This window comes from Streptomyces sp. NPDC004284 (assembly GCF_042874035.1).
Classification (GTDB): domain Bacteria; phylum Actinomycetota; class Actinomycetes; order Streptomycetales; family Streptomycetaceae; genus Streptomyces.
Genome location: NZ_JBIAMJ010000002.1, coordinates 927,583 through 943,047, shown reverse-complemented (window position 1 = coordinate 943,047; position 15,465 = coordinate 927,583). Strand labels below are relative to the sequence as shown.

Sequence of the window (15,465 nt, the reverse complement as noted above, 5' to 3'; positions counted from 1 at the left end):
GAGGCCGCCGCCCGTACACCGGGCGTGCCTAGCCTCGCAGCGCCTGGGGGACCCGGGTGCGCTCACGGCCGGGGAAGCCGTGGGCCGATCGTCGGAATGCCCGAGGAGGCATCTCTCACATGCGCAGAGGCATGAGGACCCTGATCGTGCTCGGTGTGACGGGCGCGGTGACCGCGAGTGTCGCCGTCACCGCCAGCTCCACGCCGCAGCACGGCGAGGGGAACCAGGAGATACGCAACGTCATCTACCTGCTCGGCGACGGCATGAGCCGTTCCCACGTGGCCGCCGGGCGCGAGCGCTTCTACGGCGCCACCGGCCGGCTGAACATGGAGAAGCTGCCGAACTACGGCGCCGTCGCCACGTACGCCGTCGAGAAGGACAGCGACCAGCCCGCGCTGGTCACCGACTCCGCCAGCTCGGCCACCGCCTGGTCGTCCGGCGTGAAGACCTACAACGCCGCCCTCGGCGTCGACGCCTACGAGAACCGCGTCGCGACGCTGATGGAGCAGGCCCACCGGGCCGGCTTCGCCACGGGCAACGTCTCCACCGCCGAGATCACCGACGCGACCCCGGCCGCCCAGTTCAGCCACGCGCTGCTGCGCGGCTGCCAGGGCCCGGTCTACTCGGACGCCTCCTGCCTGCCCAAGAAGGCCGACGGCACGTTCGAGGACAAGCCGGCCGACCAGACCCTGATCACGCCGATCGCCGAGCAGATCGCCCGCAACGGCACCGCCGACGTCATCCTCGGCGGCGGCCTGGCCCGCTTCGAGCCGGACGACCAGAAGGCGCTCCAGGCGCAGGGCTACCAGGTCCTCGGCAGCTTCGGCGACCCGGCGCTGCCCGCGCAGACCGCCGCCACCCAGAAGGTCGCCACCAGGGACGACCTGGCGGACGTCCGGAGCGGCAAGGTCATCGGCCTGTTCAACCGCGGCAACCTGACCGTCGAGAACGCCAAGGCGAAGCTGCCGGCCGACGCCCCGCAGAAGCAGGAGCCGACGCTCGCGGAGATGACCCGGAAGTCCCTCTCCCTGCTGAACAACCGCTCCGGGAAGGGCTTCCTCCTCCAGGTCGAGGGCGCCCAGATCGACAAGCGCTCGCACGCCAACGACGCCGCGCAGACCCTCGACGAGGTCAAGGCGTTCGACGACGCCGTGAAGGCCGCGGTCGACTTCGCCAGGAAGGACGGCCACACCCTGGTCGTCGTGACGGCGGACCACGAGTGCGCCGGCTTCAACATCATCGAGAAGGGCTCCTTCACCAACGCCGAGGCGGCCGCCCCGCCGGCCAACACCGACGCGGGCAACCCGGCGAACAACTCCACGCCGTCGCGCTCCTCCTCGGCCAACGCCAAGGACCCGGCCCGCTCCTCCGGCATCGTCAACGGCGCCGGCGCGAACGACCCGAAGAACTTCGCCCCGGCCACCTTCCGCACCCCGGACGACCCGGCGGACGTCCAGGACGGCAGCCCGGAGGCCAGCCTCTGGCTGTCGTACCTCTCCGGCAACCACACCGGTGCCGACGTGCCGCTGTACGCGTACGGCCCGGGCGGCGAGCGCTTCGCCGTCAGCCAGAACAACACCGACCTGTACACGAAGATGTACCGCTCGCTGTTCGGCCACGCTCCCCGCGGCCACTGACCCCGACCGTCCACGAGGGGCCCGGGTCCGAACCCGGGCCCCTCGCGACGCGCATCGTCTGGAGACATGACGGATGAGACTGCGCCCCCTGGCCGCGGCGGTGACCCTCGTCGCCGCCCTCGCCCCGCTCACCGGCTGCGGCGCCTCCGGCGGTGCCGGGCCCGCCGACGCCCGGCCGACGACCGCACGGCCCTCGGCCCCGCTTCCCGCCCCGCGCACGGCTCCCGCGCCCGCTCCCCTGCTGTCGGCGGCACCGAAGCAGGGGGAGGTACGCGTCGCGGAGGGGCCGTTCACCGACCGCGTGCGCTTCACCCGCCTCGTCCTGGACGGCCGACGGGCCCTGACGGGGCATCTGGTGATCACCTCCGACGTCAGCGACGTGATCACCATGGAACTGCGCGCCGCCTTCTACGACGGCGGCGGCCGCCTCCTCGGCTCGGAGAGCTTCACCTACGGGGAGGACCACGAGGAGGAGGGCCGTCCCGCCGCACCACGGGCGGAGGGGACGGGCATCGACTTCTCGATCCCCGCGAAGGCCCTGCGCGGGAAGCCCGCCGCGGCGGTGCTCTCCGTTCCCGTGCTCGTCAACGAATAGCCCTACCCGGCCTCGCCCCGGTCGGCGGAGGGAGCCGGCCCGGGACGGGCCTCCGCGCCGTCGTCGCGCATGGCGCGCGTCTCGCTCTTGAGGATGCGCAGGGACTTGCCCAGGGACCGGGCCGTGTCCGGCAGCCTCTTCGATCCGAACAGCACGATGAACACGATCGCCACGAGCAGCAAATGCCATGGTTCCAGTGCGTTGCGGAGCACTCGGCCACTCTCCCTCTTGTCGGCCGCAGACAGAACGCTTGCGGCATTGCGCAACTGTACAACCGAACGGAATGAAGCACGCCACCCCTCGGAGGTGTCGGCGAGTGACGGACTTCACGTGAGTTCAAGAGTTGCGCAACCTTTAAAGTTGCCTCATGGGGACGAGTGACATGGCGGCCCGCCGGAGCGCAGTGCTCTCGGGCGGGCCCGCGGACGGGGTGCGCGTGACGGTGGCCGGGCGGCCGCTCATGCTGCAGGTGACCTACCCGTGCACGGTCGAGGAGACCGGCGCCGAGGTCCGGGTCGAGGCGCTCCACGTCTACCGGCTCGCCGGGAGCACCGGGGACGGGCCGCTGCGATACGGATACGACCCGGCCAGTCCGTGAGCGGGGGCTCGACGGAGTCCGACTGTTGCGCAGCCGTGCAACCTTTTGGGGGAGCCCGCCGTCTCCTCATTACGGGGTCGGGACGAATGAGGCGGACAGATGACAGGCGGAAACCGCAGCACGCACGCACACCGGTCCGCGGCACGGGACCGGGGCCGCGGACGCGGTCGGGGCGGGCGTCTTCTCGCGACGGCGCTGGCGCTCCTCGTGCTGGTGACGGCCGGGGTGGGCTGGGTCTATCTCCGGCTGAACGGTGACATCGCCACCTTCGGCGAGGACGGCCTCTCCGACGACCGGCCCGCCGCCTCCTCCAAGGGACAGAACGTCCTGGTCATCGGCTCGGACGCGCGGACCGACGGGAACAGCGAGCTCGGCGGCGGCGACAAGCACGACATCGGCCGCTCCGACACCGCCTTCCTCCTGCACGTGTACGCGGACCACGAGCACGCCGTCGCGGTGTCCTTCCCCCGCGACACCCTCGTGGACATCCCGCCCTGCCGGCTCCCCGACGGCACCTGGACCCAGCCGCGCAGCGACACCATGTTCAACTCGGCGTTCACCGTGGGGCGGACCGCCAAGGGAAACCCCGCGTGCACGCAGAACACCGTCGAGAAGCTGACCGGGCTGCGCGTCGACCACACCGTCGTCGTCGACTTCCGGGGCTTCGCCTCCCTGACGGACGTCGTCGACGGCGTACGGGTGTGCCTGCCCAACGACGTGTACCAGCAGGACCTCAACCCGAAGCGCGCGACCCGGGGCGAGCGCATCTTCGCCAAGGGAGAGCAGACCGTCTCCGGGCAGAAGGCCCTGGACTACGTGCGGCTGCGGCACGGGATCGGCGACAACTCCGACATCGGCCGCATCAAGCGCCAGCAGGCGTTCGTGGCGAGCCTGCTCAAGAAGGTCAAGGGCGAGGGGCTCACCCCGACCAGGCTGCTGCCGCTGGCGAACGCGGCGACCGAGTCCCTGACCGTGGACCCCGGCCTCGGATCCGCCGACAAGCTGATCTCGTTCGCGATGTCGCTCAAGGACGTCGACCTGCACAACACGAAGTTCATCACGATCCCCTGGCGCTACCAGGGGGCACGCGTGGCGATCGTCGAGCCCGAGGCGGACGCGCTGTGGGCGGCCCTGAAGGCCGACCGCACCCTCGACGGCCAGAACGCCAGCGGCAAGAACGGCGACGCCGGCCCGTCCTCCACGGCCACCGCGTCCCCTTCGCCCGTCTCCGGGGAGGGCATCGCCGTCGCCGTCTACAACGGCACCCGGACCCGGGGCCTGGCCGCCCGGGCGGCCGAGCAGCTGAGGTCCGAGGGGTTCACCGTCACCGGTACGGCCACGGCGGCCGCCCAGAACCACATCGGCACCGTGATCGAGTACGGCTCCGCCCGGAAGGAACAGGCCGCGACGGTCGCCCGGCTCTTCGCCTCCGCCGAACTGCGTCCGGTGTCCGCCCCGGGCATCAGCGTGATCCTCGGGCAGTCCTACGCGGACAACCCCTCGGCCACCCCCGCCGGCACCCCGGCGGCCGTGCCGACCAAGGACACCCGCTCCGCGGACGACGACCCCTGCTCCAACCTCTCCTACGGATGAGACGGGGCCGCGGTCCGACGGGACCTGGCCACCTTGAGCGCCGTCGCGTAGAGCGAGAGGACGACGGCGAGGAGCAGGTGGTACAGCGGGGGCAGGGGGCTCATGGCGAGCATCGGGCCGAGCGGGGACACGGGCAGCAGGATGCCGGTCACGGCGAGGGCCGCAGCCGCGTACCGGACGGGACCGGGCGCTCCACGGCGTCCCCGGGTGCCGCGCAGAAGGAGCATCACCAGTGCCTGGGTGAGCAGGTTCTCGGTGAACCAGCCGGCGTGGAAGACGTCCTGGGCGTCCGACGCGGCCCGGGTGGTGAGGAGGAGCACCGCGAACGTGGCCACGTCGGCGACCGCGTTGAGCAGTCCGAAGCAGGTGAGGGAGCGCAGGAAGCCCCGGGGCCGCAGCCGGGTGGGGCGCCGGAGCGCGGCCGGGTCGGGGTGGTCGTAGGCGAAGGCGAGCTGGGCGGCGTCGAAGCACAGGTTCTGCACGAGCACCTGCGCGGGGAGCATCGGCAGGTACGGCAGGAGGAGCGCCGCGGCGAGCATGGCGATGACGTTGCCGAGGTTGGACGACAGGGTGACGTGCAGATAGGTGGCGATGTTCCCGCCGCTGTGCCGGCCGGCGGTGATCGCGTCGTCGACCGCCGCGAGGTCCTTCTCGGCCAGGACGACGTCCGCGGTCTCCCTGACGACGGCGACCGCGCCCTTGGGGCAGAGGCCGACGTCGGCGGCGCGCAGGGCCGGCACGTCGTTGACGCCGTCGCCGAGGAATCCGGTGACGTGTCCTTCGGCGCGCAGGGCGGTGACCACGCGGGCCTTGTGCTCGGGGGCGCAGCGCGCGAAGACGGTGGTGTGTCCGGCGGCCTCGGCCAGTTCGGTGTCGTCCAGGCGGTCGATGTCCTCGGAGGTGAGCACCCGGCCGGGGTCGAGTCCGAGTTCGCGGCAGGTGTGGGCGGCCGTGCCCGGGTGGTCGCCGGTCAGGATCCGGACGGCCACACCCCGGTCGGCGAGGCTGTCGAGGGCCCGCGCCGCGGTGGGGGCGAGGGCGTCGCGCAGGACGACGAACCCGAGGAAGGCCAGTCCGCGTTCGTCGGCCGGCGTGTAGTCGCGGTGGCGGGCCGGGCGCTCGGCGAGGGCGACGGCGAGGAGACGGGCGCCCGTGTCCGCCTCGCGCGCGGCCAGGGCGAGGAGACGCCGCCGTTCGGCGTCGTCCACGGCACACCGTTCCAGTACGTCCTCCACGGCGCCCTTGACGACCAGGGTGTGCGTGCCGAGGCGGTCCGGACGGCGTACGACGGCGGTGGCCAGGCGGCGCCCGGGGTCGAAGGGCAGTGCCGCGACCCCGTCGCAGTCCGGCAGGTCGGCCTCGTCGACCTCGTCGAGGACCGCCTCGTCGAGGGCGTCGGGGGTGGGCAGTTCCGCGAGCTGGAGCGTCCACCAGGCGTTGACGGCCGCCCAGTGCAGCACCTGGGGGGCGTCCTTCCCGTGCGCGTCCACGGCGCGGGCGACGACGGGCCGGTCCTGGGTGAGGGTGCCGGTCTTGTCCAGGCACAGGACGTCGACGGCGCCGAGGTCGTGGAGGGCGGGCAGGCGTGTGACGATCACCTTGCGGTCGCGGGCGAGCCGTGCGGCCCCGCGGGCGAGGATGGTCGTGACGACGACGGGCAGCATCTCGGGTGTGAGGCCGACCGCCACGGCGACGGCGAAGGGGAGTGTCTCCAGTCCCCTGCCGTGCAGCGCGGCGCCGGCCATGAGCACCAGCGGCGGGGTCAGCAGCATGAAGCGGATCAGCGTCCAGGAGATGCCGTGGACCGCCTGGTCGAAGGCGCTGTCCCGGCGCCGCTCGGTCCCCTTGTGGGCGGAGGCGAGGCGGGTGCGGGCTCCGGTGGCGACGACCACCGCGGTCGCGCTGCCGTACGCCACGCTGCTGCCGAGGAAGCACGTGTGGGGCTGGGCGAGGGGTCCGGGGCGCGCGCCGTCGGGGGCGTCGAGGGGGTACTTCGCCACGGGCGCCGACTCTCCGGTGAGAGCCGCCTCGTGCAGGCGCAGTCCACCGGCCCTCAGCAGCCGTACGTCGGCGGGGACCAGGTCTCCCGGCCCCAGCCGGATCACGTCGCCCGGCACCAGTTCGGTGGCGGGGAGCTCCCGGGGCCGTGCCGCCGGTCCGTCGGTGTCGGGGCGGCGCAGCACGGTCGCGGTCGTGGCGACCGATTCGCGCAGCGCCGCCATGGCGTGGTCGGCCCGGTGCTCGCCGGAGGAGCGCAGCAGGCAGCTGACCGCGACCAGGAAGAGGATGACGCATCCGGTGCCCCAGGCGGTGACGGCCACCGAGACCAGTCCGAGGCAGAGCAGGACCGCGGTGAACGGGTCGCGCAGGCTGCGCAGGAACCGCCGCGACCAGGGAACCGGCCGCCGGGCGGGCAGGACGTTCTCTCCGTACCGGGCGAGCCGCCGCTCCGCCTCGGCTTCCGTCAGGCCGCGCGGTCCGCTGTCCAGCGCCCGCAGCACCTGGAGCGCCGTGAGCGGGCCCGGGGCCTCCTGTCCGGCCGGTGTCCGGCTGCCGTCGGTGCGGGGGACGAGGGGGCCGGGAGCAGCCCTCTCAGGCACGCGAGCCGGTGCGTCGTACGAGCGTCAGCGACCGGTCGGTGCGGGCGGTGAGCTGGCCGACCATCACGCGGACGACGGTCACCACCTCGGGATCGTCGACGAAGTACACCTGCCGTCGCCCCTCGCGGCGGGAGCGCACCAGACCCGCGAGCTTCAGCTTGGTCAGATGCTGGCTGACCGCCGGGAGCGCGCCGCCGACCCGCTCCGCGAGCCCGGTCACGTCGCTCTCTCCCTGGGCGAGTGCCCAGACGATGTGCAGCCGTGAGGGCGAGGAGAGGAGCCCGAAGGCGGCGGCGGCCTCGGCCAGCACCTCGGCAGGAGGGTCCGTGAAGTCACCCGCGTCTGCCGCCACCGTTGCTCTCCCGTTCCACGCACGCCCGAACGTTCCCCAGTCTAGGGCCGCCCGGCGACGGGGCCGTCGTTCCTCAGGACGGCCCCGTCGCCGGGGCTCCCGCCGTGGTCGGCACGGGGGAAGGGCCGGGGCCCCGGTGGCCGGTCGCCGAGGTGGACGCCTCTTCCTCCTCGGCGAGCACGACGACGGCGTCCCCGGGTCCGAGGACCAGGGGGGCGGTCCTCGGCGGGTTGAGGAAGATCCCGTAGCCGGGCGGTTCTTCGCCGTGCCGGGCCAGCCGGTAGCCGATCGCCGTCTCGCCCTCGCGTCGTGCCGCTTCGACGACGGTGGCGAAGTTCGCCTCGGCTCCGGGGACGACGTAGTCGGAGGCGGGTTTGAGGTAGATCTCGGAGCCCTCGGGGTCGAAGAGGTCGGTGAACACGTCGTACAGGTCGCGGTTCTCCGTCAGCTGGGTGAGCAGGAGGCTGATCACCTTGGTGCTGACGATGAAGTCGTCGGCCTTGGTGACCTGGGCGACCTCGCGGTTGGCGTCGTCGTTCATCTCGGTGACGATCGAGTACGGGTCGCCGAGGCGTTCCTCGATGTCCCGCAGGTGGAGCAGCGTCACCAGGGTCCGGTCGTCGGCGGGCCCGGGGGCGATGGTGTCGTCCGAGAGGACGACGATGTGCTGGTAGCCGCCCAGGTCGAGGGACTCCAGGGAGGACCTGCGCGTCGGCTCGCAGGGCTTGAACCCCACGCTGAGGTTGACCACCGCCTGGTTCAGGGCGGCGTCCGGCCGTCGTGGCGCGGCGATGTCGAGGGTCGAGCCGGGCTGGACGAAGCTGTCGAGGAGCGTGACGAGTTTCGTCGTGCGGGAGTTCTCGCCGATGAGCAGGGTCCGGTCGATCCCGGGCCGCTCGGCCGGGGCGGAGGTGATGGCCGACTCGATGATCGGCGACGGGGTCCGTGCCATCCGGATGAGCAGGTCGTCCGCGGCGATCACGAGCAGTTGGTCGCCGGGCTCGATGACGGTGTCCATGGCGGGGTTGACCAGCACACGGCCGTCGCTCCTGCGCAGCCCGGCCGGCGTCCCGATCTCGAAGGCGTGGAGCGCCGCTCCGTACGTCGTCCCGATGAGGGCGGGCTCCTCGCGCAGGTAGAACTCGTTGCCGACGAAGCTGAGCAGTTCGTCGAAGACGCCGGACAGACCGGTCTGCCGGTGGGCCTGCGCCATGAGGCGTACGGCGATGTCCTCGGCGTCGATCACCAGGGCGCCCTCCCCCGCCGCGAGGCGGGCGGCCGCGAGGTTGTCCGAGTCGTGCACGGCGGACACGATGTGCGGCCGGGGTCCCCGCCAGGTACGGCTGTGCAGCAGCAACAGGGCCTTGATGACGTCGACGTCCCTGTCGTCGCCGACCGGCGGCAGCACCATGATCGATTTCGCGGTGTCCGGGCTGACCAGTTCCAGGTCCGCCCGTATCAAGGGGTTTCCGGAGCGGCAGACGACGCGGGTGCTGCCCATGTCGGGGATCCGCGTCCGGATCGCGTCCTCCATCGCGACCTTGTCGCGGTCGGCGAGAATCACCACGCAGGAGCGGCGTTCGCTCTGGTTCGCCTCGACGAGCTCCGCGATCACCGTGAAGACCTGGTCCGACCAGCCCAGGACGATCGTGTGCCCGCGCTCCATCAACTGGGAGCGGCCCTTGCGCAGTTCCTGGATCTTCTGGTTCAGGCCGGTGGTCAGCACACCGATGAGCGCGCTGACGATGAAGATGCCGCCGATCGTCACCATCAGCATCAGGCCGAGGAACACCGGGCCTCCGGTGTCCCCGCCCATGGTGCCCGGGTCGAGGGTGCGGAGCAGGCTCATCCAGGCCACTCCCGGCCAGCCGCCGTTGTCCTCGGCGTCGGTGTCCGTGAACAGGACGACCAGGGTCGAGGCCGCCACGATGAGCAGCACCGAAGCCAGGGCCAGCCAGCTGATCAGCGCCGGCGTCCCCCGGTCCATCGTGCCGTCGAACCAGTACCGGAACCGCGCCCGCAGCCTGTCGCGCACCACCGAAGACTCCCCCCGTCCGCACCTGCGCCGTATCCCCCCGCGACGGCGGTTCCGGCTTGAGCAGCGACGATACCGAGCCCGGTCAGGAGGACGGGTCCGGGGCGGTCGTGAGGAAGGGCGGGAACCGGACGCCCTGCCCGTCCGACTCCTTCACCGCACCGGCACGGCAGCGGCGAAAGGCGGAGGATGGGCGGACTGGACATACGCATGCGCGGAGTCGTCTGCCGGCACGGCCGCACCGAAGCCGTGGCGGGGGTCGACCTGGAGATCGCCGCCGGCGAGCGGATCGCGCTGACCGGGACGAACGGATCCGGGAAGACGACGCTGCTGCGCGCGGTCCTCGGACTGCACCGGCGGGTGGGCGGCACCATCGAGGTCGGCGGGCGCGGAGCGCGCTCCGCCGCCGAGTGGGCGTGGCGGCGGCGGTCGTGCGCCTGGATCCCGCAGAAGCCCGCGGCCGGACGGTTCCCGCTCCGCGGGGACGAACTCCTGGCGAGCAGCGGGGCCCTGGCCGAGGCGGCCGAGGCCGCGGGACGGCTCGGGGTCGGCTCCCTGGCCGCGCGGCCCGTGGACACCTTGTCCGGTGGGCAGTTGCAGCGCCTGTACCTGGCACGGGCGATCGGCTGCGTCACGGCGGGCGCACAGGTGCTCCTCGCCGACGAGCCGACCGCGGCCCTCGACTTCGAGGGCCAGGAGGAGGCGGCCGACGTGCTGACCGCGCTGCCGGTCACGCTCGTGGTCGTGACCCATGACCGGGCGCTGGCAGGGCGGTGCGACCGGGTCCTGGAGATGGCCGCCGGCCGGCTGCGGGAGGTGCGGTGAACGCGCTCGCGGCCGCCGATCTCGGCGCCGTGCTCCAGCTCGCGCCCGTCCAGCGGGCGGGGGTGGCACTGCTGCTCGCGGCCGTCGGACTGCCGGTGGTCGGGGTGGTGATCGTCGGGCTCGACATCATGCCGGTGCGGTTCGCGATGATGCACGTGGCACTGCTCGGCATCGCCGTCGGCCTGCTGACCGGGCTCGATCCGATGCTGTGCGCCCTCGTGGCCTGCGCCCTGTCGGGGGCGGGCGTCGCCCCGCTGGCGCGGACACCGGCCGGACTGTCCGGGGCGATGGGCCTGTTGATGAGCCTGGCGATCGCCGCCGCGCTCCTCCTCCTCGCCGTCTCCGGCGTCAACGCCTCGGGGGCCTTCGCCCTCCTCTGGGGGTCGATCCTCTCGGTCGGCACCGCCGACCTCGTGGTCCTCGGCGCGCTCGCCGTGGCCGTGCCGGCGCTGCTTCGGTGGCGGCGCCGCGAGGTGGGCCTGCTGCTGTACGACCGCGAGCTCGCCCAGTGCTCGGGCGTGCCCGTACGTCTCCTCACCACCGCCCTGCTCGTCCTCGTGGCCGTCGCGGTCGCCGGGGCCATCAAGCTGACCGGCGCGCTCCTCGTCGACGCCCTGACCCTGCTGCCGGCACTGGCCGCGCGCCGGCTCGGCCGCTCGCTGTGGTCGATCACCCTGTGGGCGGTCGGCATCGGCGTCGGCGTCAACGCGACGGGTTTCCTCCTGGCCCTGTGGCTGGACTGGCCCCCGGGCCCGGTCCTCGTCCTGACGGCGGGGGCCGTGGTCCTCGCCGCCCATCTCCTCCCCGAACGGAGAACCAGCTCATGGCGCGCACCCGCGTCCGTCACGTCCGCCTCGCCTCCCTCGTCGCACTGAGCGCGGCCCTGCCGCTGCTCACCGGGTGCGGCGGCGAGGACGCCTCCTCTTCCGGCACCACCGACCACGGGAACCACAAGCCGGTGGTCGTCGTGACGACCACCTGGGAGGGCGCCTTCGCCAAGGCCGCCGGAGCCGAGGACATCACGGTGATCGTGCCGCGGTCGGTGCACCACGCCCCCGACTACGACCCGAAGCCGTCGGACCTGGCCGCCGTCGCGAAGGCCGACTTCGTGCTGTACGCGCCCTTCGAGCCGTACGCCGCGAAGATCAAGGAGGCGGCCGGTTCCAGGGCGAGGCTCGTCGAGGTGAACCTCGACAACGACCCGGCGAAGGCCGGCGCCGAAGTGACCCGTCTGGGCGGTCTGTTCGGCACGAAGGACGCCGCCGCCCGGTGGAGGACCCGGCTCGACGGCGAGGTCGCGAAGCTGAACGGCGAGCTCAGGGCCGCCTGGCCGGGCGGGAGGAGCCCGGCCGTCGTCACCCAGGTCTTCACCGGCTGGGCGGCCCGGCTCGCGGGTGCCACGCCGGTCGGCACGTACGGCCCCGAACCGGTCACGCCCGCCCGGCTCGCCTCGCTCTCGGCGAAGAAGCCCGCGTTCGTCCTCGACAACGCCCACATGTCGACGGGCACGGTGCTGCCCGACTCGGGCGCCGAGCAGGTCGAGATCGTCAACTACCCGGGCGAGGACCTGGATCTCCTCGCGGTGTACCGCGACGCGGCGGCCGAGTTGAAGAAGGCCATGGGCTGAGCCGGGCGGATCACGTGCGGGAGGGGAGGGACGCCGGCGGCGTCCCTCCCCTCCCGTCCGCCGTCACGCCTCGACGAGGGCGGGTCCCCGCTCGACGATCCGGCGCCGCAGCGCGGCCCGGTCGGGTTTCCCGGCGGCGGTGAGCGGCAGTTCGGGCAGCACGAGCAGGTGCTCGGGGTGCTTGTGCCGGTCGAGTCCGCGCTCCTCCAGGTGGGCGCCGAGCTCCGCGAGCGTCGGGACCTCCGATCCCTTGCCCACCAGGCAGGCGGCGAGCCGCTCCCCCATCAGCGGGTCCGGCACCCCGACGCAGACGACGTCCCGCACCCGCGGATGGGAGACGAGTTCACGCTCGACCTCGGCGGGGCTGATGTTGGCACCGCCGCGTATCACGATGTCCTTCAGCCGCCCGACGACGTGGAGGACCCCCTCGTCGTCGAGGAAGCCGAGGTCGCCCGTCCTGACCCAGCCCTCCGGGGTGCGGTAGCGGGCGTCGAGGTCCGGGGAGGCCACGTAGCGGAGGGGGGTCATCGGTCCGCGCGAGACGATCTCCCCGATCCGCCCGTCGGGCAGCGGTTCCTGTGTGTCGGGGTCGGCGATGCGGATCTCGGCGACCCGGGGGTCGGGACGGCCCGCGACGACCCCGGAACGGTCGGTGGGCGGGATGGAACGCCCGAGTCCCGTATGGCAGTTGACGCCGTCCGCCGACCCGTAGAGGTTGACGACCGGGCAGCCGAACGCCTCGGCCGCGGCGGCCGCGGTGGCTTCGTCGAGGGGTGCGCCGCCCAGGACGAGCGCGGTGGGGGCGGGCAGCGGGTCGTCCGTCCCCTCCAGGGCCTCCAGCATCATCCGGATCATGGTGGGCACGCCGAGGACGTGGGTGGGTTCGTGCTCCCGTACGGCGGCGAGCGCGGCCTCGGGCGTGAAGTGGTCGAGCAGGACGAGGGTGCCGCCGTGCCGCGCGAGCGTGACGGCCGTGCCGTTCGACCCGAAGGCCGAGCCGAGCGGGACGAGGAACAGGCAGCGGGGCGGGGTGCCGTCGGGCATGAGGGAGGCGAGGAAGTTGCCGCGCCCGCCGGCCAGGGCGTTGTGGGAGTACGCCACCATCTTCGGCTCCGCCTCCGAGCCGGACGAGACGAGGATGCGCGCGGCGGTGTCGGGGTCGGGGCGGGCCGGGACGAATCCGGCGGGGTCGGTCCGCGCCAGCCGGGCCAGCGGAATCGTTCCGTCGGGAGCGGTGCCGCCTCCCGCGGCGATCACGTGGCGCAGGGCGGGCAGTCCCGGGGCGAGGGTCTGGAGGTCGGCCGCGTGGTGCTGCCCGCGGTGTTCGGTCACGGCGATGACCGCCACCGCCTCCGCGCGGCGCAGGAGGCACTCGGCCTCCACGGCGCCGCGCCCGACGGGGAAGGGGAGGGCGACGGCGCCCAGCGCGGCGAGGGCCAGTTCCGCGACGACGGCGCCGCGGTCGTTGGGGAGCTGGACCGCGACGACGTCCCCGGCGCCGATGCCGAGTCCGCGCAGGCCCTCGGCCAGACATCGGACCTTGCGGTCGAGCGCGGTGTAGCAGAGTGCGCCCTTGGCGTCGATCACGGCGGTGCGGTGCAGGTCGGCTATCTGTCTCGCCCGGTAGAGGCTGTAGAGGTCGAGGTCGGGGCAGGTGCCGTCCACCGCCCAGGAGCGGCGGAGTCCGGCGGGCAGCAGGTCGGTCAGGGTGACGGTCACGCGAAGCTCCAGGGGTCGGGAACGGCGGGGGCGCCGTGCGCGTCCCGGCCGATCGGGCCGGACAGGCGCGGGTCGTGGTGGAGCGCGGCCAGATCGGTGGTGACGGCGGTGGCCGTCAGGCCGTGGCCGCGCAGCTGGTCCAGGGCGTCCTCGGTGCACAGGCCCGAGACGTCGTACGCCGTGGCGGCCGGCGCGCAGGTGTCGCTGGGGGCGATCCAGCCGTCGGAGGTGCGGAGCGGGCGCCGGAATCCGGCGGGGCGGCGGGGGTCGGCGCCGGAAGCGGCCCGTCGCAGGGCGGGGGCGAGGAGGGTGTCGGCCGCTCCGAGCAGCGAGGAGTCGACCCGTACGCCACGGCCCGCGCGCTCGCGCAGGAGCAGGCCGGCGAGGACGGCCTCGGTTCCGTGCAGGCCGCCCAGGACGTCGAGGAGCGTCATCAGGGACGGCACGGGCGGTTCGCCGGCCGGATGGACGGCCTCTCCGGCGCCCGTGCGCGCCTGCGCCATGAAGTCGGTGCCCATGGGGGCGTCGGCGAGCCGGTCGCCCCAGCCGCCGGTGTACGCGTACACGAGGGAGGGGTTCACGGCGGCCAGGTGCTCGGCGTCGAGTTCGAGCGCGGCGGCCCTGCCCGGGGCCCAGTTGTGCACGAACACGTCGGCGTCGGCCACGAGTTCGCGGAGACGGCTCCGGTCGCCGGGCGCCTTGATGTCGACCTCCACGGCTTCCTTGCCCCGGTTGAGCGCGAGCCAGCGGGCGGAGATCCCTCCGCAGGCCGGCGGCATGCCCCGGAGCGGGTCGCCGCCCGGCGGCTCGATCCGGACCACACGGGCTCCGAGCAGGCCCAACAGGTGTGCGGCGAGCGGTGCTTGAATGCGGCGGCCCGCCTCCAGGACGGTCAGTCCGGCCAGCGGCCGGTCCGCCGTGACGGGCGCGACGGTCGCCGGGCGGCCCCGGCCCAGCGCGCGCAGGGTCCACGGATCGGCGCCGTCGTCCTCCCCCGCCCTCTCGGCGAGCGTGCGGAGACGGCACACCTCGGCTCCCGACAGCGCGGCGGCCCGCCGGATCCGTGCCCACGCGTGGCGGCGGGTCACCTCGTGCAGGTCGGCGGGGAGGGGCGCGCAGGCGGTGGCGTACCGGAACTGGAAGGGCCGCCAGCCCGCCCGTATCGCGTCGGCGGGAGCCTCCAGGGCGCGCCAGAACTCCGCCCAGGCCCCCGGGTCGAGCGTCTCCAGCTCGAACAGGACGCCGTCGGCGGAGGCGAACGGCGGTCCCCCGGGAGCGGGGTCGACGGCTTCCGGCTCGTCGGCACCGGCGGCGGCCACGTACTGGGACACGGCGAGCAGCCCGGCCCGGTCGGCCGTCGTCGTACACCCACCGGCCCGCGGACCGCCCCGGGCCTGCCCGATGAGCCCGGCGAGCAGGCCCTGGACGGTGAGGACGCCGGTGGCGGTGGCCAGACAGTCGACACCGAGGCCGCGCGGGGCCCCGTGGCGGCGGCCGTGGACGGCCATGACGCCGGTGGCGGCCTGCGCGGTGGCCTCGTCCTCGACTCCGGAGCCGGCCGCTCCCCAGGCGGTACGGGCCGTGACGGGCGCGAACCCGCCGCCGCCGAGCGCGATGTCCCCCCGGCCGCCGTCCCGCCCCGTCGCCGCCCCGAGCCTCCTCAGATGGTCGGAGACGACGCGGGTCAGGGCCTCGGGGCCGCCGATGTCGCACCGCAGTGCGTCGAGCGGGCGGTCTGTGTCGAGCGGACGGCGGACCGTCGCGGTGCGCGCGGTCGCTGATGACGCCATGGCTCTCCTCTCCTGGCGCGGCGGCGACGGCCGTCGCACGGGGACTTCACGGTCACGGGAACTGAGGGGCCGGTGCGCCCGACCCCTCCCACGG

The 15,465-nt window shown here is 73.7% G+C and carries 13 protein-coding genes; 7 read left to right on the top strand and 6 right to left on the bottom strand.

Features of this window, described 5'->3' with window-relative positions:
* Positions 1–119 precede the first annotated feature (119 nt).
* Both ACFYUS_RS09360 and ACFYUS_RS09355 read left to right on the top strand, forming a co-directional pair.
* Positions 120–1,637 (top strand): alkaline phosphatase, encoded by a 1,518-nt coding sequence (locus ACFYUS_RS09360; RefSeq protein WP_388847600.1) that lies wholly within the window; start codon positions 120–122, stop codon positions 1,635–1,637.
* Between the two features lie 73 nt (positions 1,638–1,710).
* Entirely contained in the window at positions 1,711–2,232 is a 522-nt protein-coding gene (locus tag ACFYUS_RS09355; RefSeq protein ID WP_388847598.1) for a hypothetical protein, read from the top strand.
* A gap of 2 nt (positions 2,233–2,234) precedes the next feature.
* Here ACFYUS_RS09355 and tatA read toward each other — a convergent pair whose 3' ends face one another.
* The gene (gene tatA / locus ACFYUS_RS09350) at positions 2,235–2,444 is read right to left on the bottom strand and encodes a Sec-independent protein translocase subunit TatA (RefSeq protein ID WP_388847596.1); all 210 of its coding nucleotides are present in this window, start codon (positions 2,442–2,444) and stop codon (positions 2,235–2,237) included.
* Positions 2,445–2,599: 155 nt separating this feature from the next.
* Between tatA and ACFYUS_RS09345 the strand changes: the two genes are divergently transcribed.
* Positions 2,600–2,830 (top strand): hypothetical protein, encoded by a 231-nt coding sequence (locus ACFYUS_RS09345; RefSeq protein ID WP_388847594.1) that lies wholly within the window; start codon positions 2,600–2,602, stop codon positions 2,828–2,830.
* Between the two features lie 99 nt (positions 2,831–2,929).
* A complete protein-coding gene (locus ACFYUS_RS09340; protein WP_388847592.1) occupies positions 2,930–4,423 on the top strand; it encodes an LCP family protein in 1,494 nt (497 codons plus the stop codon).
* On the opposite strand, the gene mgtA is transcribed toward ACFYUS_RS09340, so the two are convergent.
* The 3 genes from mgtA to ACFYUS_RS09325 all read right to left on the bottom strand — a co-directional run bounded on the left by mgtA (position 4,414) and on the right by ACFYUS_RS09325 (position 9,413).
* Complete coding sequence (gene mgtA / locus ACFYUS_RS09335; RefSeq protein ID WP_388847590.1) at positions 4,414–7,023, bottom strand: magnesium-translocating P-type ATPase; 2,610 nt, start codon at positions 7,021–7,023, stop codon at positions 4,414–4,416. The two genes, ACFYUS_RS09340 and mgtA, sit on opposite strands and share 10 nt — an antisense overlap.
* Positions 7,016–7,375: an ArsR/SmtB family transcription factor gene (locus ACFYUS_RS09330; RefSeq protein WP_388847588.1), complete on the bottom strand. Its 360-nt coding sequence runs from the start codon at positions 7,373–7,375 to the stop codon at positions 7,016–7,018. Before ACFYUS_RS09330 ends, mgtA begins: the two co-directional genes overlap by 8 nt.
* 73 nt (positions 7,376–7,448) lie before the next feature.
* Positions 7,449–9,413: a potassium transporter TrkA gene (locus ACFYUS_RS09325; protein ID WP_388847586.1), complete on the bottom strand. Its 1,965-nt coding sequence runs from the start codon at positions 9,411–9,413 to the stop codon at positions 7,449–7,451.
* Between the two features lie 186 nt (positions 9,414–9,599).
* Between ACFYUS_RS09325 and ACFYUS_RS09320 the strand changes: the two genes are divergently transcribed.
* From ACFYUS_RS09320 to ACFYUS_RS09310, 3 genes are read left to right on the top strand one after another with little or no spacing between them, the layout of a single operon-like run.
* Positions 9,600–10,235, top strand: a complete 636-nt coding sequence (locus ACFYUS_RS09320; protein WP_388847584.1) for an ATP-binding cassette domain-containing protein — start codon at positions 9,600–9,602, stop codon at positions 10,233–10,235.
* Positions 10,232–11,110 carry a metal ABC transporter permease gene (locus ACFYUS_RS09315; protein ID WP_388847582.1) on the top strand — a complete coding sequence of 293 codons (879 nt, stop codon included), beginning with the start codon at positions 10,232–10,234 and terminating at the stop codon, positions 11,108–11,110. The genes ACFYUS_RS09320 and ACFYUS_RS09315 overlap by 4 nt, the downstream gene beginning before the upstream one ends.
* Positions 11,059–11,862 (top strand): ABC transporter substrate-binding protein, encoded by an 804-nt coding sequence (locus ACFYUS_RS09310; protein ID WP_388847580.1) that lies wholly within the window; start codon positions 11,059–11,061, stop codon positions 11,860–11,862. The genes ACFYUS_RS09315 and ACFYUS_RS09310 overlap by 52 nt, the downstream gene beginning before the upstream one ends.
* 63 nt (positions 11,863–11,925) lie before the next feature.
* Here ACFYUS_RS09310 and ACFYUS_RS09305 read toward each other — a convergent pair whose 3' ends face one another.
* Positions 11,926–13,581, bottom strand: coding sequence for a class I adenylate-forming enzyme family protein (locus ACFYUS_RS09305; protein WP_388847578.1), 1,656 nt, complete (start codon positions 13,579–13,581; stop codon positions 11,926–11,928).
* Entirely contained in the window at positions 13,578–15,371 is a 1,794-nt protein-coding gene (locus ACFYUS_RS09300; RefSeq protein ID WP_388847576.1) for a CoA transferase, read from the bottom strand. The genes ACFYUS_RS09305 and ACFYUS_RS09300 overlap by 4 nt, the downstream gene beginning before the upstream one ends.
* Between the last annotated feature and the right edge of the window lie 94 nt (positions 15,372–15,465).